Here is a 23,663-nt window from a genome sequence, read left to right as displayed (position 1 = left end):
TCCGCTTCGCTGCGGAATGACAAACCAAGAAAAGTGAAATGAATCTGGGCCGATTACAGATCTGGTTGGTGGCTAGTCGGAGCGGAGGGCCTGGGTGAGGTCTACCGATGCGGCGCGGCGGGCTGGAAGCAGGGATGCGGCCAGAGCGAGCAGCAGGAGTGAGAGTGTGGACAGGGTGAGGACCAGAGGATCGAAGGCACTGACTCCGAAGAGGAAGGTCTTCAGCAGACTGGAGGCAGCGAATGCGCCCGCGAGGCCGATGGCGCAGCCGATGAAGGCAAGTTTTGCTCCGGAGATGACGACGAGCCGTACGATGCCGGCGCGCTGGGAGCCGAGTGCCATGCGGATCGCCATCTCCTGTATGCGCAGGGCGACGGAGAAGGCGATGACGCTGTAGATGCCGAGCACGGCGAGAAGGACAGCGATAAAGGCGAAGGAGGAGATGAGGGCGGTGTTGAAGCGACGGGGAGCCTCGGTCTCCGAGATGGCGTGCTCCATGCTCTGAACATCGGTGAGCGGGAGCTGCGGGTCGATGGAGTGGACGGTGGAGCGGAGGAGGTTTTCCATCTGCTCGGGCGCCATGGCGGTACGAACGGCGATGTAGCCGCCGTCTCCGCTGATATCTGTGGGAGAGCCAAGCGATCCTGCCATCTCCTCCTGCTGCTCGACGGGCACATAGTACTGCTGCTTGAGGGGAAGGTCGGGCGAGTTTTCCTTTACGTCTGCGACCTCGCCGACCACGATGGCCCACGGTGTCTTCATGGTCTCTGTGCCGATACGAAACCTTTTGCCGATGGGGCTCTGATTGGGCCAGGACTGCTGGGCCAGCATGTGGTTGACGATGATGAAGGGCGGCTGGCTGGCGTTGTCGTCCGGGGTGAAGAACCTGCCCTGGAGGAGTGGGATTCCCATGGCGCGGAAGTAGTCGCCTTGTACCGCGATCGAGGTTCCAAGATCGAGCCCTCCGGCGGTGGCGGGGAGAACGTGTCCTTCTGCGACAAAGGCGCTACTGGAGTTATTGCCGCTGGCCGGAAGGAAGGTGGTGAAGCCGACGCTTTTGACACCGGGAAGAGCCTGCAGACGCGCCAACAACTGATGGCTGAACTCATTGACGGCGGTCTGGTTGCCGTACTGTTTTTTGGGCAGGCTGTAGCTGGCTACGAGTGTGTGGTCGGGCTGAAAGCCGAGGTCGACCTGACGCATCTTGTCGAAGCTGCGGAGCAGGAGACCGGAGGCGGCGAGGAGGATGAGAGCGACGGCGATCTCTGAGACTACGAGAGCGGAGCGGAGCCTAGCGTGTCCTCCGCCGGAGGTTCCAGTGCGACCGCCTTCTTTGAGGGTGTCGTTGACGCTGGTGCGGATGGCGGCGAAGGCGGGAGCAAGGCCGCAGAGGACTCCTGTGAAGACGGCGAGTCCGAGGGCGAAGGCGACGACGGGCCAGTCGAGGCCGATCTCGTTGAGACGCGGCAGGGTTTCGGGGAGCGCCCGAATACCAATGCGGAGTGCGATGGCGGCGAGGATGAGACCGAGGACGCCGCCGGAGACGCTGAGGACGAGGCTTTCGAGGATGGCTTGCCAGAGCAGGGTGCGTGCGGAGGCGCCAAGCGCGAGACGGACGGCGATCTCGCGACGGCGGCGGATGGAACGGACGAGAAGAAGACCGGCGAGGTTGGCGCAGGCGATGAGTAGAACGACAGCGACGGCGAGGAAGAGAGTGCGGATAAGGGGCCGCGCCTCTTCGACGGTCTCTTCGTTCAGCGGCCTGATTATGGAGGTGATGCTGAACTCTGCCATGAAGGCGGGGTAGTTTCGCACGGTCTCTTTGGCGACTACGTTGGCGTCTTCTATGGCGCGTGGAATGGTGACGCCGGGTTTGAGGCGACCGACCATCTGATAGTTCCACGAGGCTGAGCCGGTGCCGAACTCCTCCGGCTCGAAGCTGATGGGAACCCAGAACTCACTACGATTGAGGTGGCCGGGTTGCAAGGGGAACTCGAAGTTGCGGGGCATGACGCCGATGATGAGGTAGGGCTTGCGATCGAGCAGGACCTTGCGACCAAGGATATTGGGGTCGGCCTGAAAGCGGCTTTGCCAAGTGGCGTAGCTGAGGACCATGACCTGCTGGCGCTGATCGTCCTCCTGCTGGGTGAAGAAGCGGCCGAGGAGGGGCTGGACGGCGAGGGCGGGGAAGACGCCGCTGCTCATGCGGGTTGCGTTGATGTTGGCAGGCTCGCCTGCGCCGGAGAGCTCGTAGCTGGTGGAGTGATAGCCGCCGAGGCTGGTGAAGCTGTGGGTGTCGCGGGTGTAGTTGCGGATGTCGGGCGCGGTGACACCGGCTTCATTGTTGCCGCTGCCAGTGTCGAGGCCTTTGAGGATGTCAGAGAGGACGACGAGGCGGCTGGGCTCTGGGAATGGCAGAGGGCGGAGGAGCACGCCTTCGACGAGCGAAAAGATGGCTGTGGTGGCGCCGATGGCGAGGGCCAGCATGAGGATGGCGGTGGCGGCGAATCCGGGGGACTTCGAGAGGTGCCGGATGGCGATCTTCAGATCGGTAAAGAAAGAACGCATTGGGTCCTCGTAGGTATTGGAGATAATCCTAGCAATTGTTCTTCCAAATACGGTGAGGCGAAGATGCTTGTTCCCTTGAGGGTTAGCGTGTAGTTGCTGGGGTGAATGGCAGGTGAGTGTCCAGAGGTGGAGCGGCTTGTTCGCTGGTGGACACTTCAGCTTGAGTCGCTAAGGCTGTGTCGCGCGATTTCGTTTCTGGAGAGTTCCGCCGCCAAACGGCGGCGGACTCTAGAGAGACACCTACTTCTTGACGGCGGACAGGATTTCTTTTTGATTGGCCAGGATCTGCTCGAGCGCTTGCTGGTTCTTCTTGATGTCGGTCTGGTTGTTGAGAATCGCCTTCTGGTTTTCGACGATGGTGTTCTGATTTTTCAGAATCGTCTCCTGGTTGCTCAGGATTGTTTTCTGGTTGCGGACAACTTCATTTTCCGACATGTCTTCCTCTTTCCTGGATTTGGTAAGGCGTGCCTACAGTTGCGGCGTTGTTCTGATGCCACGGCAGTTATATAGAGTGCGAGACTGGTACCGCAATCGATCCGAAGGTTGAGAGCCGGGTCCACCCGATGAGAGCGCTTTCCTTATGAAGCAAACTGCTGCAACGATTGAAGATCAGTCTGAAGGATGAATTCCAGAGGCTGGTGATTTATACTTGTCGCTTGCCCTGCAACCGGCGTGGCGCTGGTCGAAAGACCTGCCCGCAAGGTCACGCAAATATCCCGGGCACGCCGCCGATTCCGCTGAGGGAAGAGCGTTCGCGCGAAGTGAAGGTTTTAGTCGAGCATGATTCGTATTCTGCAGCAGGACAACCGCATCACGAAGATTATCTTCGCCGTCATTATTGGATTTGCTGTGATCACGATGGTGATTACGCTGGTGCCAGGCATCTTCGACAACGCCACGACCAACGACTCCGCAGTGTATGCAACGGTGAAGCAACCGGGATACTTTGGGCGCGTCTTCGGCGAGAGTACGCCGATCAAGACGGTAGAGGTGAATCAGCTGGCAAGCCGTCAGCTGCAGCAGCAGCACTTTCCGGATGCACTGCTGCCTTACTTTCTGCCACGCGCGGGGCAGATCCTGGTGCAGCGGGCGATCCTGAAGCATGAGGCCGACAGGATGGACCTGCAGGTGAGCGATGCGGATCTGGCGCGCGAGCTGAAGACCGGACCGTTTGCGCAGTACCTGTTTCCCAATGGGCAGTACATTGGCGACGATGCGTATATCAATTTTGTGCAGAGCGCGTTCCAGACGACTCGTGGAGACTTTGAGTCGCAGGTGAAGGCGGATATGGAGCTGAACCGGCTGCAGGCGCTGATTACGGGCGGGGTTTCGGTTTCGGATGAAGCGGTGAGGCAGGCGTACAAGGTCGATGGTACGAAGGTGAAGTTCGACTATGCGGTGATCTCGGCGGACGATGTGCGCAAGACGATCAATCCAAGCGATGCCGAGCTGCAGGCGTTCTTCAAGACGAATGCGGCGCGGTATGCGACTGCTGTTCCTGAGGCGCGGAAGATTGAGTACGTGTCGTTCGACACGTCGAACCTGCCGGGAGGCAAGCCGCAGGTTTCGGATGCGGATGTTCAGGCTTACTACAACGCGCACCAGGACCAGTACCAGGTGAAGGAGCAGGTGAGGGTTCGGCATATCCTGATCGCGGTTCCTGCGGGCGCGGATGCGAAGACCGATGCGGCGGGGAAGGCCAAGGCAGAGGATCTGCTGAAGCAGATCAAGGCCGGCGGAAACTTTGCGGATCTTGCGAGCAAGAACTCGGACGACCCGGGCAGCAAGGTGCAGGGTGGAGAGCTGGGTTGGCTGGATCGCGGCAAGACGGTACCGGAGTTCGATAAGGCGGCGTTTACGCTGGCACCGGGACAGACCTCTGACCTGGTAAAGACGCAGTTTGGGTATCACATTCTGCAGGTGGAAGAGAAGAAGACGGCGCATCTGCGTCCGCTGGCTGAGGTGAAGCCGGAGATTCTGCCGGTGCTGGAGCAGCAGAGAGCAGGAGCGGCGGAGCAGACGTTTGCGTCGACACTAGCAGCGGATGCGAAGAAGAACGGTCTGGAGAAGGCTGCCGCGGCGAAGGGTCTGCATGCGGTGACGACGGATTTCGTTGCCAAGGATGGCGTGATTGCCGGGCTGGCGGATGGTTCGGCTTTGCTGACGCAGGCGTTTACGACGGCCAAGGGCGCGGACCCAGCTCCTGTTGCGACCGGCGATGGATTTGCCGTGTTCCAGGTGACCGATGTCAGAGCGGCGCATGCTCCGGAGTTTGCGGAGTACAAGACGCATATTCTGGAGGACTATCGCGAGCAGCAGGTTCCTCAGTTGCTGAGCACCGAGTTGAACAAGCTGGATGAGCGGGCGAAGGTGCTGAACGACCTGAAGAAGGCTGCGGCGGAGATGAATGTTCCGCTGAAGACGAGCGACCTGGTGGGCAAGGATGGCCAGGTGCCGGATCTGGGTGCGATGAGCGGCGCAGGTTCGGTGGCGTTTTCGCTGGCGAAGGGCGCGATCTCGGGTCCGATCAATGCGGGCCGGGTTGGCGTTGTGCTGAGCGTGATCGACAAGCAGGAGCCGTCGGCTGACGACATTGCGAAGAACTTCAACACGACCCGGGACAAGCTGCTGAACGATCAGCGCGAGGAGATCTTCCGCGTGTACATCGGAGAGCTGACCCAAAAGTACGAGAAGGGCGGCGCGGTGCGGTTCTCGAAGAAGCAGGCTGAGCCTGCCCTACCTGCCGGGAACTAACCGATTCGCAGATCGCAAGACCAAGTCCCGGAGGATGATTCCTCCGGGACTTGGTCTTTAACCTGAGATCCGGTTTGGAAGGAGCGCTGCTACGGATAAGTAATCAGATACCTCGTCTCTTCTTCGGAGATTGAAAGCGAGAGGAGGAGTAACCTTCATCGCAGTCTGGCATCATAAGAGGGAGTGCAATCAAGGGGGCTGGATGAGTGGGGAAGTGAGCAATCAGGAGCGTCTGTCGGGAGTTTTGCTGCATGTGACGTCGCTGCCATCGTATGGCGGGATTGGGGACTTTGGGCCAGCTGCGTATGCCTTCGTTGATTTTCTGGCGGCAGCGAAGCAGAGGATGTGGCAGGTGCTGCCGCTGAGTCCTACGGGATATGGCAGTTCTCCTTATTCTGCGTTGTCGGCGTTCGCGGGAAATCCGCTGCTGATCAGCCTGGAGATGCTGGTGCATGATGGATGGATCGCAGGGGAGCGGATTGCGGGGCTGCCTGGTCATGATGGGCCTGCGGACTTTGAGGCGGCGTTCCGGCTGAAGCTGCCGCTGATTGAAGAGGCGGCGGAGAATTTTCTGGACCATGCGCCGGATGAAACTCACGCCAAGTTTCAGAGGTTCTGCGAGCACAACAGCTCGTGGCTGCAGGACTACGCGATGTTCAATGTGCTGCGCCGCAAGCACAACTATGGGAGCTGGCATGAGTGGCCAGCGGAGTTTGCGCGGCGTGAGGGCGATGCGTTGAACAAGCTGCGGAACGAGCAGGGGCGCGAACTTGCGGTCGAGCAGGTAGTACAGTTCTTCTTCAATGAGCAGTGGTGCTCGCTGCGGGGATACTGCGCGGAGCGGAAGATTCGCATCATGGGCGATGTTGCGATCTTCGTGAACTACGACAGCGCGGATGTGTGGACGCACCCTGAGATGTTCGAGCTGGATGAGGATCTGAGGCCGGTGCGCGTTTCGGGCGTGCCGCCGGATTATTTTTCCGTGACCGGGCAGAGGTGGGGCAATCCGCTTTACAAGTGGGGGTTGTTGAAGGAGCGAGGGTTCGACTGGTGGGTGGCACGAATTCGGCGATCACTGACGTTGTATGACGTGATTCGACTGGATCACTTTAGAGGGTTCGAGGCGTTCTGGTCGATTCCGGCAGAGGAGGAGACGGCGATCAACGGGCAGTGGGTGAAGGCGCCGGGGCATGATCTGTTTGCACGGTTGAAAGAGGTCTTTGGTGATCTGCCTTTTGTGGCGGAGGATCTTGGACTGATTACGCCTGAGGTGGACGAGCTGCGCGAGCACTTTGGGATGCCCGGGATGCGGATTCTGCAGTTCGGGTTCTCGGATCGCGGGGCGCACCTTTATCTGCCGCATCGTTTTGTTCCGAACACGGTGGCGTATACGGGGACGCACGACAACAACACGACGCTGGGATGGTGGCGGGATGATGTGAGCGACGCGGAGCGGGCGAATGTGCGGACGTATCTGCAGCAGATCGAACATGACGAAGACATCGTCTGGGCGATGATTCGCGCGGCGGCGCGGTCGGTGGCGAATCTGTGCGTGTTTCCCTTGCAGGATGTGCTGCACCTGGGAAGCGAGGCGCGGATGAATACACCTTCGGCCGGGGCGGGAAACTGGTGCTGGCGGTATGGGATGAACGCGATTCATCCGGACTTCGCGAGCCAGCTGGCGGAGCTGATGGTGATGACGGATCGCGATGGATGGCAGAAGCCGGTGGAGGGTGTCGAGGCGGGCAAGCCGGTGGAGGAGGCGTCGAAGCGGGCAGAGCTGGGCGTGAACGTTTAGACTGGGTGAGTAGCTAATCTCTCAGGAGCACCAAAGCATGCCTCTCTCCGGCGAAGCAATCCGCACCATGAACTACGTTGATGACATTTCAGTAACGCTGCGCCGCATTCTTGCGGTTCTTCCGTCGCTGACAGAGGATGAGCGGCAGCGTGTGTCCGAGCATATCAAGAGCGCCGAGCCGAGCTACGAGTCTGTGATCACGGCTGTCGCGAGCAAGAAGTGAGCGAGGGGGCTGCGGGCCAGCCGCCGTCCGGGATTGGCAATGCTGCGATTGGCAGGGTTGCGATTATCGGGGCGGGAACGGCTGGCCGCAGCTTCGCGTTAGCGTGTGCAGCCGCGGGGTTTGACGTGGTGCTGGAAGATGTGATGCCTGCGAATCTGTGGCGGGCGGAGGCGGAGTACTCCGACCTGAGTGCGCGTGTCGCCGCAGGCAGCCTGGAGCTGGCGTCGACCGTGGAAGATGCGGTTCGGACGGCGGATATCGCTGTGGACTTTGTGCCGGACGAGCTGGAGTCGAAGCTCGAGATCTTCAGCATGATCGACAGGATGGCGCCTCCGAAGACGATTCTGTGTACGCCGAGCTATGCGTTGAGCATCACCGACCTGGCCTCGTGTGTGTATCGGCCGGAGCGCTGCGTTGCGGTGCGGGGAGAGCTGGTTCGCGGGGAGACGGCGGTGGCACCGGTGGTGCGGCTGCTGTATCCGGCTGCGGGTCTGAGATTCAGCTGCGAACTGACCGTTGCCGCAGTGAGTGGCTTTCTGCGGGCGCTGGGCCTGGAGGTGCATGCGGAGGCTGATCCGGATGAGCCTGCGCTGATCAAGAATGCGTCTTCAGGAGCGCTTTAGCTCTTCTCGGCGGATGATGTTTCGTTTGGATTCGTTAGTATTAATTCCGGGATAACGCGGAACTGTTTCCCTCCTTTCGACGTAGACAACTGCAGAGAGATTCCGTCCAACCAAAGCCATGCGCGCTCTTATTACGATCTTCGCCCAGGTATTTCAGTCGATTGGAGCTAACAAGCTGCGGTCGTTTTTGACGATGTTCGGAATTGCGTGGGGGGTGGCTTCGCTGCTGCTGCTGATTGGGCTGGGCGAGGGTTTCCGGTCGGGGCAGCGGAGGGGGCTGGCCGAGCTTGGCACCGACATGATCATGATGTGGGGCGGGACGATTCCTGTGCTGCCGGAGCAGCATGTAGGGATGCGACCGTACAAGCTGACGCTGAGCGATGTGGAGGCGATTCGAGCGCAGGCTCCTGATGTGCGGAATGTGACTTCGATCATCAATCGCAGCGACATTAAGCAGGTGAGCGACTTTTCAAGCGCGGGCGGACAGGTGCTGGGGGTGGAGCTGAACTATCCGGAGATCTCGAATCTTCCGATAGAGCAGGGGCGATTTTTAAATCAGCAGGATATCGATGAGCGGCGGCAGGTGGTGGTGTTGGGCCAGAGGATGGTGGGGCTGTTGTTTCCGGGCCGGCCTGCGCTGGGTGCGGTGATCACGCTGAACGGCTACCGGTTCCAGGTGATCGGGATCGCGAAGAAGGTGGGACGCGGCAACAACGATGGGCCCAACCAGCGAATTTATATTCCGATACCGACGATGCAGGAGTTCTTTCCGCTGGCCGGAGACAACATTCCGGAGGATTCGATCTCGCAGATCGAGTACCAGCCGCTGACGGAGGATTTGAACGAGACGGCGAAGGCCGAGGTGCATAAGGTGATCGCGACGCGGCATGGCTTCGATCCTAAACGGAAGGAAGGGTTCGAGGAGTGGGACACGATCAAGACGAATCGCATGGTGGGGCTGATCTTTACGGCGATGGATCTGTTTCTGGGCGGGGTTGGGATCGTGACGCTGGCGCTGGGTGCGGTGGGAATTATCAACATCATGCTGGTGACGGTGACGGAGAGGACGAAGGAGATTGGGTTGCGGAAGGCACTGGGCGCTACGAACCGCAGCATTCTTTTCCAGTTTTTTCTGGAAGGGCTGACGTTGACGGCTCTGAGCGGCGTGATTGGGATTCTGGGTGCTGCGGCGCTGATGGCAGCGTTGGGGTCTGTGGTGGGGAATAACGATATGGGGTTCGATCCGCCGCGGCTGGTGCCCTGGTCTGCGGCGATGGCGATGGGGACGTTGACCCTGTGCGGGGTTGTGGCTGGACTTTATCCCGCGAGGCAGGCTGCGATGCTGGCTCCGGTGGAAGCGCTGCGAAAGGAGTAACGAATATGCTGACGGATATTCTTGGGCAGGCGATTGAGGCGATGCGGCATAATCGCCGACGTACGACGATTACGATTGTAGGCATGGCGTGGGGAATTGCCACGGTCGTGCTGCTTTTGGCGTACGGTGCGGGGTTTGGACAGGCGTTCGAGAATATCTTTGCGCAGTTTGGGACGAACATGATCGGGGTGTTTCCAGGCCGGACGAGCGAGCAGGCTGGAGGTTCGAAGGCGGGGGTGCAGGTTCGGTTGACGCAGGACGATGTGGAGCGGATTCAGGAGACAGTGCCGGGCGTGATGCGAGTGGCGCCGACGGTGGATAAGACGGTTCCGGTGCAGAACGATCTGCATAGCTTTAGCTGGGACGTGACGGGGATTACGCCGGAGCTGCAGTCGATTCAAAAGCTGGACGTCGCGGAGGGGCGGACGCTGACGGAGGCGGATGTGCAGCAGAGAGCGCATGTGACCGTGATCGGCTCGGAGGCGAAGACGAAGTTGTTTTCTGGGCTGTATCCGATCGGCGAGAAGATCCGGCTGAACGGCGTGAGCTTTGAAGTGGTTGGAGTGATGACGCCGAAGATGCAGGAGGGCGACGACAGCGACATCAACCGGCAGGTGAATGTGCCGCTGTCGACGATGAGCGACATCAAAGATACAAAGTACCTCGACGGGATCTGGATGGACTACAAAGGCGATCCGAAGATGGTGGAGGCGGCGTTGCGCAAGACGCTGGCGATGGCGCATGGTTATCGGCCGTCGGACCGGCGCGCTGTGTTTGTGGCGAACATCATGGAGCAGCTGACGCAGTTCAGGATTATTTCTCTGGGGCTGCAGGTGCTGCTGTCGTTTATCGGCGCGTTGACGCTGGGGATTGCGGGCATCGGCCTGATGAACATCATGCTGGTGAGCGTGCAGCAGAGGACGCGCGAGATCGGCGTGGAGAAGGCGCTGGGTGCGCGGAAGCGGCACATCCTGATGCAGTTTCTGGCCGAGGCACTGGTGATTTCCGGTGTCGGCGGCGTGGGCGGAATCGCGTTGGCGTATGCGGTGGCGAAGGGGGTGGGGCGGATTACGCTTTACAGCGCGCTGGCCTCGAATGCGGAGGCGGGCGATATTCATCTGCTGATTTCGCCGAACTCGGTGCTGGTGGCTACGGTGATTTTAATCGTGGTGGGGACGATCAGCGGGATGATTCCGGCGATGAAGGCGGCTAGCCTGGATCCGATTGAGGCGCTGCGGTACGAGTAGGTGCGGACGCTTACACTCTTCGGATCGGGCCTGGATAACTTGCCACGATTTTGTCGGCCGTTAGGAGAGTAAAACCTTCAACGATTGCTTGAGCAATCAGGATTCGATCAAACGGATTTTTGTGAAGGACGGGGAGAGTGCGAATCGCAATTGCGTGGTCGCTTGTTACCGACAGTTCGCTATAGCCGTTGTCGATAAGACCGCGGCGAAGAAGGTGAGGGTCCACCTGAAAATCTCCTCTTCCCAAACTTTGCTTAATGGCGATCTCCCAGAGATTGGCGGCGCTAAAGAAGAGTTCATTCTCGGTACTGTTGATGAGAGAACGCGCTGAGGAAGAGATTTTCCTGGGTGTGTATGCAGACCACACCAGCAGGTGAGTATCCAAGAGCAATCTCATTCTTCACCGTAAAACATCTGCTCTATCTCTTTCTCGAACATTCTGTCGAAGTCATCCGGAACGGAGATTGTTCCCTTCATGAATCCCAAGCGTTTCATCTTTTTGCCAACGGGTGCATCGATGGCCATGACTTTGACCATGGGCTTGCCCGCCTTTGCGATGATGAAAGGTTCGCCCTGAGCAGCCTTCTCGATGAGTTTCGAGAGATGAGTTTTGGCTTCGTGAATGTTGATGATGTCCATTGCAGAGTCCTCGTTGAACTAAGTCTACTTAGTTTAGTCCACTCTCTGGGATCGCTGCAAGGTTTAGTTTTCGCCGCGGACGCACTTGTAGGGTTTTTGCATGGAGGCGCGGGCTTCGTTGACTGCACCCTGGGTGTTGTCGTTGGTCTGGACGGCGAGGCGATACTCGTTGACGGCGCGGTCGCGTTGTCCGGTGCAGTCGAAGATGCGGGCGAGCTCGATGTGGCTCCAGACCTCGACCCACTTGGGATCGCCGTCTCCACGGAGGGAGTCGCGGAAGCTGTTGGCTGCGGACTGATAGTTGTGCTGCATGAAGAAGACTTCGCCGATGCGGTAGGTGGCGAGCGAGCTGTTCTTGTTGGCGTCGAGGGCCTTCTGGTATTCGACGAGGGCGGCGGTGAGATCACCTTGCGCGACCTGCTGCTGGCCACGGAGTACGGCGACACGGACGGCGAGGTCGGGGGTGCTCTTGAGGAGCCAGTTGTCGGGGTCGATGCTGATGCGGCGGGGTCGGCCGAAGGTTTCGATGGAGTACTGCGAGTCGGAGCCGGAGATGTCGACGCGGCGGATCTCAGTTTTACCGTCGGTTTCGATGCGCAGCTCGATGGGCATGCGGAAGAGATCGAGATCCTGAGTGACGGCTCCGATGGTGCGGAAGCCCTTGTTGTCGCCGAGGCGGAAGACGGAGTATTTGTCAGCGAAGGCCGGGGCGCCGGTGCCGTCGAGCCACTGCGCGAAGAAGGGCTCGAGCTGGAGATTGGACTCTTTTTCGGCGATGGTCTGGACGTTGGAGGTGTGGATGGACTTGTCGGTGTACTGGGTGAGGAGAGCGCGAAGGAACTTGTTGAAGACGTCGTCGCCCATCTCCCATCGGAGCATGTGGAAGACCATAGCGCCTTTTTCGAGGGTCATGGATTGGAACTGCGGGGAGAAGGGGTCGAGGCGGCCGATGGTGGTGAGGGGCTCGGTGTCGTAGGCGAGGGCTCCGGCGGAGACGTCGGTGATGGCGGACTGGAAGGCGTTTTTGCCGGAGGAGTCTTCGAGGTACATCAGCTCGGAGTAGCGCGACATGCCGTTGGTGATCCAAGCGTCGTTGAGGGTAGCGGGCGAGATCTGGCTACCCCACCACTGGTGGGCGAGGGTGTTGGAGAGCAGGCGCTGCTCGTTGTGAGCTGCGATGCGGCCGCCGGCGATGGCTGCGATCTCGGGCGCCCAGGCGGCGGAGACGGCGTCGTCGGGAAGCTCGACGAGGTTCATGTGGGTAGATTCGGTCTGGCCGAAGGTGCCGGAGAGAAAGAGGTATTCGCGTTCGCCCTGGCTGGCGAAGTCGTGGGCGTACTCCTTGTTCTTTTCAGTGACGTAGACGCGCATGTTGCCGGCGGTGATGGGCTCGAGGAACTTGCCTGCGATGATGGTGCCGGGGAATCCGGGTTTGGCCCATTTGAAGGTGTGCTCGGTGCGGTTGCCGGGGAGGCTCTTTGCGGCGGCGACTCCGCTGCCGGAGCCGATGACGCGCTCGTCTGCGGGGACGCGAATGTGCATCTCGGCGGTGAAGCGGTTGGTGAAGAGGCCGGTCATGGGGAACCAGCGGCCGGCGTAGAGGAGGATGCTGATGGGGTCTTCGACGGAGGCGAGCTTGATGCCTTCGACGGGGCTGGTGTCCGCGCCCTTGAGGGTGCCGGAGTACTCGAAGTGGTAGGTTGTGCTGGTGCCCTTGGGGAGTGGTGCGGCGAGGGTAAAGCGGACGGTGCTGTTGCTGGTGAGGCGCTCGGACTCGAGTGGATGACCCTGAGCGTCGGTGACCTTGGTGATTTGGAGGCCGTTGTTGAGCTCAAAGGTGGGGGTGGTGAGGTCTTCGAGCGCGGTGAAGGTGACGTCTGCGGTGGCGCTGAGGCGGTTGACCGAGGGGTCGAGATCGGCGGTGATGAGGTAGCCGGTGATCTGTAGCTGGGGCTTAGCGGGCGCGGCCCAGAGGGTTGCCGTGAAGAGGCAGAGCGAGAGGAGTCCCGTGGATGCGGTTCGAAGGATGCGAAAGAGAGCAGGCATGCAGGCTAAGGTTCCTCAAAACATCATGGTACAGCGGTCGAAGAGTTAGACGCTTGCGGTTGCGTTTAGGCCACCGGCGACGGCATTTCGCGATAAAAGCGCTTCGACCGCATCGCAGACCTGCTGGATGGAGGTGAATTGGGAGGGTGGACGAAGGATGCTGCCGACTTCGGCGAGATCGGCGATCATCTGGTCGCGCTGGGGGCCGTCGAGCAAGAGGGGGCGTAGGGCTGACGCTACGGTTTCGGCGGTGAAGTGCTCCTGCAGAAGCTCCGGGACGATGCGGCGGCCTGCGATGAGGTTGACCATGGCGATGGGGAGGTTGCCATTGGCGTCGGGTTGAGCTGGGATCTCCTGCGGGTAGCGGATGAGGCGCTTTGCCAGGCGGAAGGTGAGCGCGGAGACTCGGTAGACGACGACGAAGGGGTTGCCGATGACTGCCGCCTGAACGGTGGCGGTGCCGCTGGCGACGACGCTGGCGCGGGCGTGGTGGAGGGCTTCGCGGGCGTCGGGAACGAGGCGGATGTGGAGTTTTTGCAGCTCGGCGGCGGGGCGTGCGGGCCACCATGGGTCGGGACCGGCGATGTAGGCGGCGAGTTTTTCGGGATCGATGGTGGAGGCGACGGGGAGGAGAAACTCATAGCCCTGGCGGAGCCGGTGAGCCAGCTCAACCATGACTTCAATGTTGGCGGTGACCTCCTTCCAGCGGCTGCCGGGGAGGAGAGCAATCCAGGGTTTGGCGGGGTCGAGACTGTGCCGGGCGGCGTAGTCTTCGCGGGAGACGGTGGGTTTGGGCAGCTCTGCCAAGGGATGGCCTACGAAGGTGGCGTCGACGTGGCGGGCGCGGTAGAACAGCTGCTCAAAGGGGAAGATGACCATCATGCGGGTGACACGCTGCTGGACCCAGCGGAGGCGTCGGCGCTTCCAGGCCCAAAGCTGTGGACTGACGAAGTAGACGACAGGGATGTTGAGCTTTTTCAGCTCGCGAGCGAGACGGAGGTTGACGTCGGGGAAGTCGATGAGAATAGCGACGTCGGGGCGCTGGCGCTTAATGGAGACGACGAGACGGCGGTATTGGCCGTAGATGAAGGGCATGTGCCGGATGACCTCGGTGATACCCATGTGGGCGACGTCTTCGGCGCGGACAATGCGGTCGAGCCCGGCGGCTTCCATCTGGGTGCCTCCTAGGCCGAAGCTGGTGAGGTTCGGGTGCCGCTGGCTGAGCTCGGCGAGGATCTGGGCGCCGTAGAGGTCGCCGCTGGCTTCGCCGGCCGAGAGGAAGATGCGCGGGTTGGAGGTCGTAGCGATGGGATCAGTGTAGATTTTTCTGGAGGGGATTGCATGGTTTTAAGTGCGATCAGGCGGTTTCGGGCGGTGCTGGAGACAGCCGGTAATGGGCTGGGGTGGGTGATTGTGTGGCTGCCGTTCGACGTGGAGAAGGCCTGGAAGAAGATGGTGCGGCTTCGGGTGAAGGTGGAGATGGGCGGGGAGATCTTTCGGACTTCTCTGTTTGGCGATGCGGTGCGAGGTGGGTACTACGTGCTGGTGAACAAGAAGATGCAGTTGGCCGCGGGTGCGAAGGTAGGCGCGATGGTGGATGTTGCGATTGAGCCGGATCTTGAGGAGCGCGAGGCGGAGCTGACGCGGGAGTTTGCGGCGATTCTGAAGCGGGAGAAGAGGCTGGCGCGGTGGTATGGCGAGCAGAGCGAGTCGATGCAGCGCGAGGTGGGCAAGTGGCTGGGCGCGGTGAAGAGTGTGGAGGCTCGGCAGAGGCGCGCGGAGCAGATGGCCGAACGGATGCTGTTGGCGATGGAGGGCGAGAAGGTGCTGCCACCGGTGGTGGAGGCGGCGTTTCGCGGGCGTCCGGCGGCGCGGAGGGGATGGGAGCTGTTGACGGTGACGCAGCGGCGAACGAGTTTGCTGGCGGTGTTTTATTACCAGAGCCCGGAGGCCCGGGAGAAGCGGGTGAGAAAGCTGGTGGAGGATTGCGTGAATGCGGCGGAGCGGGAGAGAGCTAGTCGGCGCTGAGGGGTTCGAGGGGGATGGAGTCGGTGCCGGTGCCTAGCTCCTGGTCCCGGTACTGGAGCTGGTAGAGCTTCCAGTAGAGGCCGCGCTCGGTGAGGAGCTGCTGGTGAGTGCCGCGTTCGCGGAGTTGGCCCTTGTGCATGACGAGGATGGTGTCGGCGCGCTGGATGGTGGAGAGGCGGTGGGCGATGAGGATGGAGGTTCGTCCGGTGATCATGCGGGAGAGGGCGAGGCGGACGCGGAGCTCGGTGTCGGTGTCGACGGAGCTGGTGGCTTCGTCGAGGATGAGGATGCGCGGGGAGTGTGCGAGGGCGCGGGCGAAGCTGATGAGTTGCTTCTGTCCGGTGGAGAGGGTAGCGCCGCGCTCGCGGACGGGCTCGTTGAATTGAAGAGGGAGGGAGCGGATGAAGTCGCCGACGTTGACTTCGTCGGCGGCGAGCTGGAGGCGCTCATCGGTGATCCACTTGGAGCCGAGACGAATGTTGTCGGCGATGGTGCCTGTGAAGAGGAAGGGATCCTGCAGGACGACACCGAAGCGCTGACGGAGTTTTTTCAGATCCTGCTCGCGGACGTCTACGCCATCGACGAGGATGGTGCCGCGCTGGATGTCGTAGAAGCGCATCATGAGGCCGGTGATGGTGGTCTTTCCTGCTCCGGTGTGGCCGACGATGGCGGCGGTCTCGTCGGGCTCTACGGTGAAGCTGACGCCGCGAAGGATCCATTCGATGTCGGCGAAGGAGTTGAGATCTTCTTCGGTGGCGGCGGCGACGCGAGTGCGCTGGGCTTCATCGAGGGTTTGATAGGTGAACCAGACGCTGCGGAACTCTACGCGGCCTGAGTTGTCTCCTACGATTGGAGATGCAGGGGAGACGATGGTGGGCTGGGTGTCGAGCAGCTTGAAGACGCGCTCGCTGGCGGCCATGGCGGCTTGCAGGATGTTGTACTTTTCGCTGAGGTCCTGAATGGGGCGGAAGAAGCGCTGCGCGTACTGGATGAAGGCGATGAGGACGCCGACGGTGACGACGCTGCCGGGCTTCGGCAGAGCATGGAGAAGAGGCTGGAGGACGTGAAGCTGCGTCGCCTGAAGGTAGTGGAGCGCGGAGATGCCGCCGCGCCAGATGACGAGCGCGATGGCGACGGAGCTGAGGAACTCGACCACGGGGTAGTAGACGGCGTAGGCGAAGATGGCGTCGGTCCAGGCCTGTTTGTTTTCGGCGTTGACGGCGGAGTAGTCGTCGAAGGCCCGCTTTTCACGGTTGAAGAGCTGCACGATGGACATGCCGGAGACGTACTCCTGGGTGAAGGAGTTGATGTGTGCGGTGGCGGCGCGCTGGCGGCGGTAGCTGTCGCGAACATAGCGGCGGAAGATCTTGGTGACGTAGAGGATGGCCGGGATGACGGAGAGGGTGAGGAGCGCGAGCGGCCAGCTCATCCGCAGCATGATGAGAACGATGAAGAGGAGAACGAAGACGTCTTCGAAGATGGCGAGTACGCCGGAGGTGAACATCTCGTTGAGGGCATCGACGTCAGAGGTGACGCGGGTGACGAGCTTGCCGACAGGGTTGTGATCGAAGAACGAGGGCTGCATGCGTTGCAGGTGGCGGAAGATCTGGCTGCGCAGGTCGAACATGATCTTCTGGCCTGTCCACTGCATCATGTAGGTCTGGGCGAACTCGAGGACGTAGGTGAGCAGGAGCGCGCCGAGGTAGAGGAAGCCGATCTGGGTGATGCCGGTCATGGGCCTGGGGCTGAGGTGCCGCGCGAGCCAGGAGAGTTTTGCAGGCGGTGTGCCGGTCATGTAGGTGTCGACGGCGACCTTGACGAGGTACGGGCCCATGACGTCGGTGGAGGCCTTGAAGAAGATGGTGAGGGCGGAGAGGCCGGTCTGGAGTTTGTAGGGCTTGAGATAGGTGAGGAGACGGCGCATGAGGCGCGCGTCGTAGGCCTTGCCGGCGACTTCATCGTCCGGCGACGGTTTTTTTGCGGGATCCTGCTTCGAGTCTTTTGGATTTTTGTCGTCGGCCATGAGCAGCTTCTATTCTAGATGCTTCAAGGCCGACGAGGATTCGGGAGCACAGGTTTTATCAGGGTTTCACATCGGTTACGACTGCGCCGAGGACGTTGCCCTGGCCGCTCTGCTGGGCGAAGACGACGACGCGCATGTCGGCGAGCTTTGCGTCGGCGGGAGCATCGAGGCTGAAGTGGAGCGGGCCTGAGTCGAGATCCTTCAGGGAGCCGATGCGCTGGAGATTTCGAACGACTCCGACGTGCTGAAGGCGTCGTCCGCCGTTTTCTCCGTTGCGAACGTCGGTGGTGTCCATCGGATCAACGAGGGCGGCGTAGAGCTCTGCATGCGACTGAGACGAGGCAGGAAGCGAGACTGAGGCGGAGATCTTTCGCGCGTCGAGTGTGGGATGGGAGAGAGCTAGATTGAGCTTCGTCTTTTGTGCTGCGGTGGTGATGGCGCGGCGCGCACGCGAGGTGTCGTTGCCGACGAACTGGTCGGTTCCGTCGACGATCATCTGCGGAGTGTAGACGCCGTCGACGCCGAGGCGAGCGCTGTACTGGCTCTGGCGCTCGGTGTACTGATGCGAGGAGAAGCGGTCGTGCCAGCCGAGGTCGTCCCAGTAGTCGACGTGTTCGCCGAGGACGATGATGTCGGCGTTTTGTATGGGCTGATCGTGGTCGAGCTTCGCCAGCAGGGCGTCGGCGGGAGGACAGCTGGAGCAGCCTTCGGAGGTGAAGAGTTCGACCAGGACCGGGGTGCGATTGGACGGAGCAGACTGCGAGAAGGCTGTGAGGGGGGCTGCGAGGAGAAGGGAAGCTAGAGCTGCGGTGGTGAAGGAGCGAATCTGCAACATGGGGCTGAACCTCTGCCAGATTAGAGTCTTTGCAGCCGGATTCGTTACGTCTGCGTAAAAGAATGAGGCGTGAAACAATTGCAGGTGAGGGTCGTTCGCGTCGATGGCTGGATCTGTTGGGGTCTACATCTCGGTTCCATTCTGCAAGGCAAAGTGCACGTTCTGTAACTTTGCCTCGGGAGTGTTTGGCCCGGAGCGGATGCAGCAGTATGTGGATCGTCTGTGCGGAGAGATTCGCGGGGCGCATGCGGCGGCGGAGAAGATCAGTGCGTCGCTGCCGAGGGTGGTCGATACGATCTACTTTGGGGGTGGGACACCGAGCCTGCTTTCAGGGGAGCAGTTTGCGGAGATCTTTCGCAGTTTGCGTGGCGAGTTTGGCTTAGAGAGCGGCGCGGAGATCACGCTGGAGTGCGCGCCGGGGCAGCTTGCGGAGGAGACGCTCGAAGAGTTGCTGCGGCAGGGGATGAACCGGATCAGCTTTGGGGTGCAGTCGTTTGTCGATCGCGAGAGTGCGGCGGTGGGGCGGCTGCATACGCGGGAGCAGTGCGAGGCGGAGATTTCGAGGGTGAGACGGGCAGGGGTGGGAGAGATCAATCTCGATCTGATCGCAGGGCTGCCTCACCAGACGGCGCAGAGTTGGCGGTACTCGGTGGAGCAGGCGATTGCGAGCGGCGTGCCGCATGTGAGTGTCTATCTGCTGGAGGTGGATGACGAGTCGCGGCTGGGGCGCGAGATGTTGAAGCAGGGGAGCCGCTATGGTGCTGGGGATGTGGCTTCGGAGGATGAGGCGTCGGAGTGGTATCAGCGGGCTTGTGAGCTGCTGGGTGAGGCGGGGATTGAGCAGTATGAGATCTCGAACTTTGCGCGGGAGGGACATGCTTCGCGGCACAATCTGAAGTACTGGCGGCGACATTCTTATATTGGATTTGGGTTGGATGCTCACTCCATGCTGCCTGCAGGAGAGGATGCGGTGAGGTTCGCTAACACGAGCGATCTGGATCGCTATCTTTTGCAGGGCACGGTGTCTAGTTCGTTTCCGCTGCTTCCAATGGAGCGGGGGGGTGACGATGAGGAAGTAGATAGAGTGGGGCGCAGCGACGCCTTTGAAGAGTCGCTCTTTCTTGGACTGCGCTTGAATGAAGGCATCGATCTTGGAGTGTTGCGAAGAGAGTTCGGCGAGCGGCTTCTGCTTGAGGCGATGCCTGCGCTGAATGAGGTTCGCGATGCTGGTTTGTTGGAGGTTGAGTCCGACAGGATACGGTTGACTGCGCAGGGTCGCGTGGTTTCGAACGAAGTTTTCAGCCGCTTGTTGATTCCAGCGGCTGCGTAACAAACGAAGTACTACACACCGAGGAGAGAACGAATACCATGATCGATCTGCGCAGCGACACCGTCACCCGCCCTACTGCAGCCATGCGTGAGGCGATGGCCTCCGCGGAGGTAGGCGACGATGTTTATGGAGAAGACCCAACGATCAACCGGCTGGAGAGCGAGGCGGCGCAGGTGTTCGGACGCGAGGCTGCTCTGTTTGTGCCGACGGGGACGATGGGGAACCAGATTGCGATTCGCCTGCATACGCAGCATGGGCAGGAGGTGATCTGCGAGGCGCGGTCGCATGTGCTGGATTGGGAGATGGCGATGATGGCGGCGTTTGCTGGCTGCCAGGCGCGGACGGTTGCGGCGGAGCGAGGGATTCTGACGTGGGAGCATATCAAGCCTGCGATCGGGGCGAAGATTTACTACCGTGCGCAGACGGGGCTGGTGAGCCTGGAGAATACGCATAACATGGCGGGCGGTACGGTGACCCCGCTGCCGGTGCTGGAGGGCGTATGGGCGGGTGCTCACGAGGCGGGGCTGCCGGTTCACCTGGATGGGGCGCGGATTTTTAATGCGGCGGTGGCGCTGGGGATCAGCGTGAAGGAGCTTACGAGCGGATTCGATACGGTGATGTTCTGCTTGTCGAAGGGGCTGGGAGCGCCGGTGGGTTCGATGCTTGTGGGTAGCAGGAAGGCGATGGAAGAGGCGAGGATCTACCGGAAGGCGCTGGGCGGGGGGATGCGGCAGGCGGGGATTCTTGCGGCTGCCGGGCTGATTGCGCTGCATGAGATGCCGAAGCGGCTGCATGAGGACCATGCGAATGCGCAGCTGCTGGCAGAGGCGGTTGCGGCGCATCCTGCAAAGGCGGAGATCGATCTGGATGCGGTGCAGACTAACATTGTGATCTTCAAACTGCACGGAGTTGGTTCAGCGAGCGGGGGCGATGCCGCGGCGTTCGCGGCGGGCTTGAAGCAGAGGGGCGTGGCGGTCAGCGCGATCGGAGCTCACGCGGTGCGGTTTGTAACGCACTACGATGTGGATCGTGCGGCGTGTGAGAGGGCAGCGGCGATTGTGTCGGAGGAGCTGAAGGCGCTTTAGCGTTGGCGCTACGCTAATCGCCGCCTGCGTTGATGGTGGGGTTTTTGGCGAGGAAGACGCTAACGGCGGTGCCGTGGACTTCGGCGCCGGTGTCGCTTGCGACAGTGATGGTGCCACCGTGTTTGTTGATGATGCCACGGCTAACCCATAGACCGAGGCCGGTGCCATGCTCTCCTTTGGTGGTGAAGAAGGGCTGGAAGAGATGCGGCTGTATCTCGTCGGGGATGCCGGGGCCGTTGTCGGTGATGGTGACGGTCGCGCCGGCTTGGTGCTTCTGCCCGCCGGGTTCAATCGCCTGGCCTTGCGGTTGGATGGCGACTTTGATCTCGCCGCCTGCGCCTGCTGCCTCAGCTGCGTTGGTGATGAGATTGGTGAAGACCTGACGCAGCTCGGCGGGGAAGGCAGAGACCTCGACCCGGTTTGGGATTTCGGTGGAGACGGTGACGCCGAGGTCGCTGAGCCGCCTCTCCATCAGGAGCAGGATCTCTTCGAGCATCTCTTTGAGGTCGACGACGACGGGAGCCTTCGACTCACGATAGAGGCCGAGCATGGCGCGGCTGATCTGGGTCACTCGAGCCAGCTCCTGCCCGGCCATGTCCATGAAGTGGACTGACTCTTCCGGGGTGGCACCGTTGCGCATGAGGTAGAGCAGGTTGGAGACGGAGTCGAGGGGATTGTGAATTTCGTGGGCGATGGTTGCGGCGAGACGTCCGGCGACGGCGAGCTTTTCGTTGGCGATGAGAGCTTCCTGGGTCTTGCGCTCCATGGTGATGTCGCGAAAGACGAGGACGATGCCGATGGTGTTTCCGGCTTTGTCGCGGATGGGCGCTCCGCTGTCGGAGATGTCGAGCTCGGTGCCGTCTTTGCGCAGAAGAATGGTGTGGTGGTTGGCCATACCAACGGTCTTATGCAGTCGCATGACTTTAGCTACGGGCGTCTCGACGGGTTGCCGCGTGGTCTCGCTGACGATGCGGAAGACGTCTTCGAGGCGCTGGCCTTTGGCCGCGGGTTGGCTCCAGCCGGTCAGCTCTGTGGCTACGGGATTCATCATCTGGATGCAGCCTTCGGCATCGCAGGTGATGACGCCGTCGCCGATGGAGTCGAGGGTGGTACGAAGCTGCTGCTCGGATTGGTAGAGCTCCTCGGCGCGTCGACCGAGGATGTCGAGTGAGCCCCGGTAGGCGGCAGAGACAGCATGGAGGCGGTCGCGGGTGAAGAGCCCGATCAGTATTCCCATGCCGAGTGCCAGAGCGAGCAACACGAGAAGGAGGCTGTGCACCTGACGATGCCAGCGGGCGATGCGCCGGGTGCGGCTGGCCTCGGCCTTCTGGATGATGTCGTCGAGGTCATGACGGACGTTATCCATCAAAACCTTGCCGTGAAGGTTCAGGTCGACGTCGTTGGTCTGCCCTCCAGCGCGGACGGTGGCGATGACGGGGAGAGCGAAGGCGTCCTGCCAGGTCTGATGTTCATCACGGAGGTCAACGATGTCATGCTTCTGATCGGCATCGGCCCCGGCCATATTGTCGAGAATCTGGATTTCAGTTTGCAGATGGGATTCTGCATCGTAAAAGGGCTGAAGGAATCTTGTATCGCCTGTGGTTTCGTATCCACGGAGGCCTGACTCCTCATCGACAATGAGTTTGGAGAGCAGGGTCGCCTGCGATATTCGCGCATCGGACTCCTGGATCAGATTGACGGTTGCGTTGGATCCCCGAATCTGAACGTAGAGGGCGCCGGCGACCACCAGCAGCGCCACGACAGGCAATGCGAAGACCTGCCGCAAAATATGATTGAACTGACTTAGATTCACAACCCTCTCGTTCCCTATGATGCAACTCTTTGTGGGATCAGCTCACCGGTTGCAGGAGGGCGCCCAACTTTTCGAGCAGGACTGGCGCTCCCTCTCCCTTGGTCATATATAGATCGACGACAGCGGTCACTTCGGGGGCCAGGCCAATGTAAGCGGAAAGCAGGAGGATAGGGACGGTTGGCTTGGTCCGGCGCATCTGGATTGCGATCTCGCCGCCATGCATGCCCGGCATGGAGTAGTCGAGGACGACTGCTTCGATGGGCTCGGTCGAGAAGATTGCAAGTCCGGTGGGCCCATCCGAGGCTGTCAGTACCCGGTATCCAGCGCGTTCCAACAAGATCTTGCGGACTTCGAGTCCGATTCGTTCGTCGTCCACGCAGAGAACGAGATTGGAGTTTTGAGTCATACGGTTCTGCCCGTCGTTGGTCCGTAGGATTACTCTAGAGTATACGAACGTACCCTTCCTGCTGTTTACTGTGGACGATTCATCGTACGTTAGCAATCCCCCGTCGGTGGTGCGCTAACCTGACATTAATCAAGTCGCGAGTTGACAGAGGTTTACGAAGTGAGTCAGACGATTTTTGTGTTGGAAGACGATGCGGATATCTCCCGCCTGGTGCAGTACCACCTGGAGAGCGCCGGTTTCACTGTTCGACCCTATCTTGCTATCAATCAGATACTTAGCGATGCCGAGCGGCAACCGCCAGCACTCTTTCTGCTGGACATCATGGTGCCTGGAGGCGATGGGCTGGATCTGTGCCGGAGGCTGCGCCAGAACCCGACTCTGAGTGTGGTTCCCATTATCTTCCTGACGGCCCGGGCGGCTGAGAACGACCGCGTGCATGGCCTGGAGATGGGTGCGGACGACTACATCACGAAGCCGTTTGCCACCCGCGAGCTGGTGGCGAGGGTGAAGGCGGTGCTGCGGCGTTTCGAGCGGCCAAGTGCGCCTTCGGTGCTGAAGTTCGAGAATGTCGAGATCGATGCCAGTGCGATGCAGCTTCGTGTCGATGGAGAGCTGGTGACGACGACGGCTACGGAGTTCCGGCTTCTGGACTATCTTGCGCGCCATCCTGGGCGAGTTTTTAGCCGCGATCACCTGCTGGATGCTGTCTGGGGGGATGCTCGTTTTGTTACGCCGCGCTCAGTGGACGTGTATGTTCGGCGTATTCGCGAGAAGATCGAGGCTGATGCAGAGACGCCACGGTATTTGAAGACTATGCGCGGGGCCGGCTATCGCTTCGAGATTCCCAAGGCTGCGCAGGCCTAGGCGCGG

20 protein-coding genes are annotated in these 23,663 nt (G+C 60.8%); 10 read left to right on the top strand and 10 right to left on the bottom strand.

Features of this window, described 5'->3' with window-relative positions; translation table 11 throughout:
- Positions 1–72 precede the first annotated feature (72 nt).
- Both GSQ94_RS19705 and GSQ94_RS19700 read right to left on the bottom strand, forming a co-directional pair.
- Positions 73–2,568, bottom strand: a complete 2,496-nt coding sequence (locus GSQ94_RS19705) for an ABC transporter permease (protein ID WP_158945581.1) — start codon at positions 2,566–2,568, stop codon at positions 73–75.
- Positions 2,569–2,808: 240 nt separating this feature from the next.
- Complete coding sequence (locus GSQ94_RS19700) at positions 2,809–3,003, bottom strand: hypothetical protein (protein ID WP_158945579.1); 195 nt, start codon at positions 3,001–3,003, stop codon at positions 2,809–2,811.
- Between the two features lie 345 nt (positions 3,004–3,348).
- Here GSQ94_RS19700 and GSQ94_RS19695 point away from each other — a divergent pair, with 345 nt between their 5' ends.
- From GSQ94_RS19695 to GSQ94_RS19670, 6 genes are all read left to right on the top strand, one after another.
- On the top strand, positions 3,349–5,322 hold the full coding sequence (locus GSQ94_RS19695; RefSeq protein WP_158945577.1) for a peptidyl-prolyl cis-trans isomerase: 1,974 nt from the start codon (positions 3,349–3,351) through the stop codon (positions 5,320–5,322).
- 202 nt (positions 5,323–5,524) lie between these two features.
- Positions 5,525–7,120, top strand: a complete 1,596-nt coding sequence (malQ, locus tag GSQ94_RS19690; protein ID WP_158945575.1) for a 4-alpha-glucanotransferase — start codon at positions 5,525–5,527, stop codon at positions 7,118–7,120.
- Between the two features lie 37 nt (positions 7,121–7,157).
- Positions 7,158–7,343 (top strand): hypothetical protein, encoded by a 186-nt coding sequence (locus GSQ94_RS19685; protein WP_158945573.1) that lies wholly within the window; start codon positions 7,158–7,160, stop codon positions 7,341–7,343.
- Positions 7,340–7,966 carry a 3-hydroxyacyl-CoA dehydrogenase NAD-binding domain-containing protein gene (locus tag GSQ94_RS19680; RefSeq protein ID WP_254064008.1) on the top strand — a complete coding sequence of 209 codons (627 nt, stop codon included), beginning with the start codon at positions 7,340–7,342 and terminating at the stop codon, positions 7,964–7,966. The genes GSQ94_RS19685 and GSQ94_RS19680 overlap by 4 nt, the downstream gene beginning before the upstream one ends.
- Before the next feature lie 118 nt (positions 7,967–8,084).
- Complete coding sequence (locus GSQ94_RS19675; protein ID WP_158945571.1) at positions 8,085–9,341, top strand: ABC transporter permease; 1,257 nt, start codon at positions 8,085–8,087, stop codon at positions 9,339–9,341.
- 5 nt (positions 9,342–9,346) lie between these two features.
- The gene (locus tag GSQ94_RS19670) at positions 9,347–10,588 is read left to right on the top strand and encodes an ABC transporter permease (RefSeq protein ID WP_158945569.1); all 1,242 of its coding nucleotides are present in this window, start codon (positions 9,347–9,349) and stop codon (positions 10,586–10,588) included.
- 10 nt (positions 10,589–10,598) lie between these two features.
- Here GSQ94_RS19670 and GSQ94_RS19665 read toward each other — a convergent pair whose 3' ends face one another.
- The 4 genes from GSQ94_RS19665 to lpxB form a co-directional block, all read right to left on the bottom strand.
- Positions 10,599–10,973: a type II toxin-antitoxin system VapC family toxin gene (locus GSQ94_RS19665; protein ID WP_254064007.1), complete on the bottom strand. Its 375-nt coding sequence runs from the start codon at positions 10,971–10,973 to the stop codon at positions 10,599–10,601.
- Positions 10,974–10,981: 8 nt separating this feature from the next.
- Positions 10,982–11,227 carry a type II toxin-antitoxin system Phd/YefM family antitoxin gene (locus GSQ94_RS19660; RefSeq protein WP_158945565.1) on the bottom strand — a complete coding sequence of 82 codons (246 nt, stop codon included), beginning with the start codon at positions 11,225–11,227 and terminating at the stop codon, positions 10,982–10,984.
- Between the two features lie 63 nt (positions 11,228–11,290).
- On the bottom strand, positions 11,291–13,273 hold the full coding sequence (locus tag GSQ94_RS19655) for a M1 family aminopeptidase (RefSeq protein ID WP_158945563.1): 1,983 nt from the start codon (positions 13,271–13,273) through the stop codon (positions 11,291–11,293).
- Between the two features lie 45 nt (positions 13,274–13,318).
- Positions 13,319–14,557, bottom strand: a complete 1,239-nt coding sequence (lpxB, locus tag GSQ94_RS19650) for a lipid-A-disaccharide synthase (RefSeq protein WP_254064013.1) — start codon at positions 14,555–14,557, stop codon at positions 13,319–13,321.
- On the opposite strand from lpxB, the gene GSQ94_RS19645 reads away from it, so the two are divergent.
- Positions 14,483–15,301, top strand: coding sequence for a YdeI/OmpD-associated family protein (locus GSQ94_RS19645; protein ID WP_254064006.1), 819 nt, complete (start codon positions 14,483–14,485; stop codon positions 15,299–15,301). The two genes, lpxB and GSQ94_RS19645, sit on opposite strands and share 75 nt — an antisense overlap.
- Here the strand turns inward: GSQ94_RS19645 and GSQ94_RS19640 are convergent.
- Positions 15,288–17,324, bottom strand: a complete 2,037-nt coding sequence (locus GSQ94_RS19640) for an ABC transporter ATP-binding protein (protein ID WP_158945561.1) — start codon at positions 17,322–17,324, stop codon at positions 15,288–15,290. The two genes, GSQ94_RS19645 and GSQ94_RS19640, sit on opposite strands and share 14 nt — an antisense overlap.
- Before the next feature lie 58 nt (positions 17,325–17,382).
- Positions 17,383–18,159, bottom strand: a complete 777-nt coding sequence (locus GSQ94_RS19635) for a thioredoxin family protein (RefSeq protein WP_158945559.1) — start codon at positions 18,157–18,159, stop codon at positions 17,383–17,385.
- A gap of 103 nt (positions 18,160–18,262) precedes the next feature.
- Between GSQ94_RS19635 and hemW the strand changes: the two genes are divergently transcribed.
- Both hemW and GSQ94_RS19625 read left to right on the top strand, forming a co-directional pair.
- Positions 18,263–19,489, top strand: a complete 1,227-nt coding sequence (gene hemW / locus GSQ94_RS19630; protein ID WP_158945557.1) for a radical SAM family heme chaperone HemW — start codon at positions 18,263–18,265, stop codon at positions 19,487–19,489.
- 38 nt (positions 19,490–19,527) lie between these two features.
- Complete coding sequence (locus GSQ94_RS19625) at positions 19,528–20,574, top strand: low specificity L-threonine aldolase (protein WP_158945555.1); 1,047 nt, start codon at positions 19,528–19,530, stop codon at positions 20,572–20,574.
- 13 nt (positions 20,575–20,587) lie between these two features.
- On the opposite strand, the gene GSQ94_RS19620 is transcribed toward GSQ94_RS19625, so the two are convergent.
- Together GSQ94_RS19620 and GSQ94_RS19615 are read right to left on the bottom strand one after the other, a co-directional pair.
- Positions 20,588–22,387 (bottom strand): ATP-binding protein, encoded by a 1,800-nt coding sequence (locus GSQ94_RS19620; RefSeq protein ID WP_158945553.1) that lies wholly within the window; start codon positions 22,385–22,387, stop codon positions 20,588–20,590.
- A 37-nt stretch (positions 22,388–22,424) separates the two neighbouring features.
- The gene (locus GSQ94_RS19615) at positions 22,425–22,793 is read right to left on the bottom strand and encodes a response regulator transcription factor (RefSeq protein ID WP_158945551.1); all 369 of its coding nucleotides are present in this window, start codon (positions 22,791–22,793) and stop codon (positions 22,425–22,427) included.
- A 159-nt stretch (positions 22,794–22,952) separates the two neighbouring features.
- Here GSQ94_RS19615 and GSQ94_RS19610 point away from each other — a divergent pair, with 159 nt between their 5' ends.
- Complete coding sequence (locus GSQ94_RS19610; protein ID WP_158945549.1) at positions 22,953–23,657, top strand: winged helix-turn-helix domain-containing protein; 705 nt, start codon at positions 22,953–22,955, stop codon at positions 23,655–23,657.
- The last annotated feature ends 6 nt before the right edge of the window (positions 23,658–23,663 follow it).

Source organism: Granulicella sp. S190, from assembly GCF_009766095.1.
Lineage (GTDB): Bacteria > Acidobacteriota > Terriglobia > Terriglobales > Acidobacteriaceae > Edaphobacter.
Note: the sequence above shows the minus strand (reverse complement) of the source record. Positions and strands in the feature narration are given on the sequence as shown.

What these genes read in the sequence shown, in the direction of transcription:
- GSQ94_RS19705 (WP_158945581.1), bottom strand. Translation starts at nt 2,568, where the DNA reads ATGCGTTCTTTCTTTACCGATCTGAAGATCGCCATCCGGCACCTCTCG.
- GSQ94_RS19700 (WP_158945579.1), bottom strand. Translation starts at nt 3,003, where the DNA reads ATGTCGGAAAATGAAGTTGTCCGCAACCAGAAAACAATCCTGAGCAAC.
- GSQ94_RS19695 (WP_158945577.1), top strand. Translation starts at nt 3,349, where the DNA reads ATGATTCGTATTCTGCAGCAGGACAACCGCATCACGAAGATTATCTTC.
- malQ (WP_158945575.1), top strand. Translation starts at nt 5,525, where the DNA reads ATGAGTGGGGAAGTGAGCAATCAGGAGCGTCTGTCGGGAGTTTTGCTG.
- GSQ94_RS19685 (WP_158945573.1), top strand. Translation starts at nt 7,158, where the DNA reads ATGCCTCTCTCCGGCGAAGCAATCCGCACCATGAACTACGTTGATGAC.
- GSQ94_RS19675 (WP_158945571.1), top strand. Translation starts at nt 8,085, where the DNA reads ATGCGCGCTCTTATTACGATCTTCGCCCAGGTATTTCAGTCGATTGGA.
- GSQ94_RS19670 (WP_158945569.1), top strand. Translation starts at nt 9,347, where the DNA reads ATGCTGACGGATATTCTTGGGCAGGCGATTGAGGCGATGCGGCATAAT.
- GSQ94_RS19660 (WP_158945565.1), bottom strand. Translation starts at nt 11,227, where the DNA reads ATGGACATCATCAACATTCACGAAGCCAAAACTCATCTCTCGAAACTC.
- GSQ94_RS19655 (WP_158945563.1), bottom strand. Translation starts at nt 13,273, where the DNA reads ATGCCTGCTCTCTTTCGCATCCTTCGAACCGCATCCACGGGACTCCTC.
- GSQ94_RS19640 (WP_158945561.1), bottom strand. Translation starts at nt 17,324, where the DNA reads ATGGCCGACGACAAAAATCCAAAAGACTCGAAGCAGGATCCCGCAAAA.
- GSQ94_RS19635 (WP_158945559.1), bottom strand. Translation starts at nt 18,159, where the DNA reads ATGTTGCAGATTCGCTCCTTCACCACCGCAGCTCTAGCTTCCCTTCTC.
- hemW (WP_158945557.1), top strand. Translation starts at nt 18,263, where the DNA reads ATGGCTGGATCTGTTGGGGTCTACATCTCGGTTCCATTCTGCAAGGCA.
- GSQ94_RS19625 (WP_158945555.1), top strand. Translation starts at nt 19,528, where the DNA reads ATGATCGATCTGCGCAGCGACACCGTCACCCGCCCTACTGCAGCCATG.
- GSQ94_RS19615 (WP_158945551.1), bottom strand. Translation starts at nt 22,793, where the DNA reads ATGACTCAAAACTCCAATCTCGTTCTCTGCGTGGACGACGAACGAATC.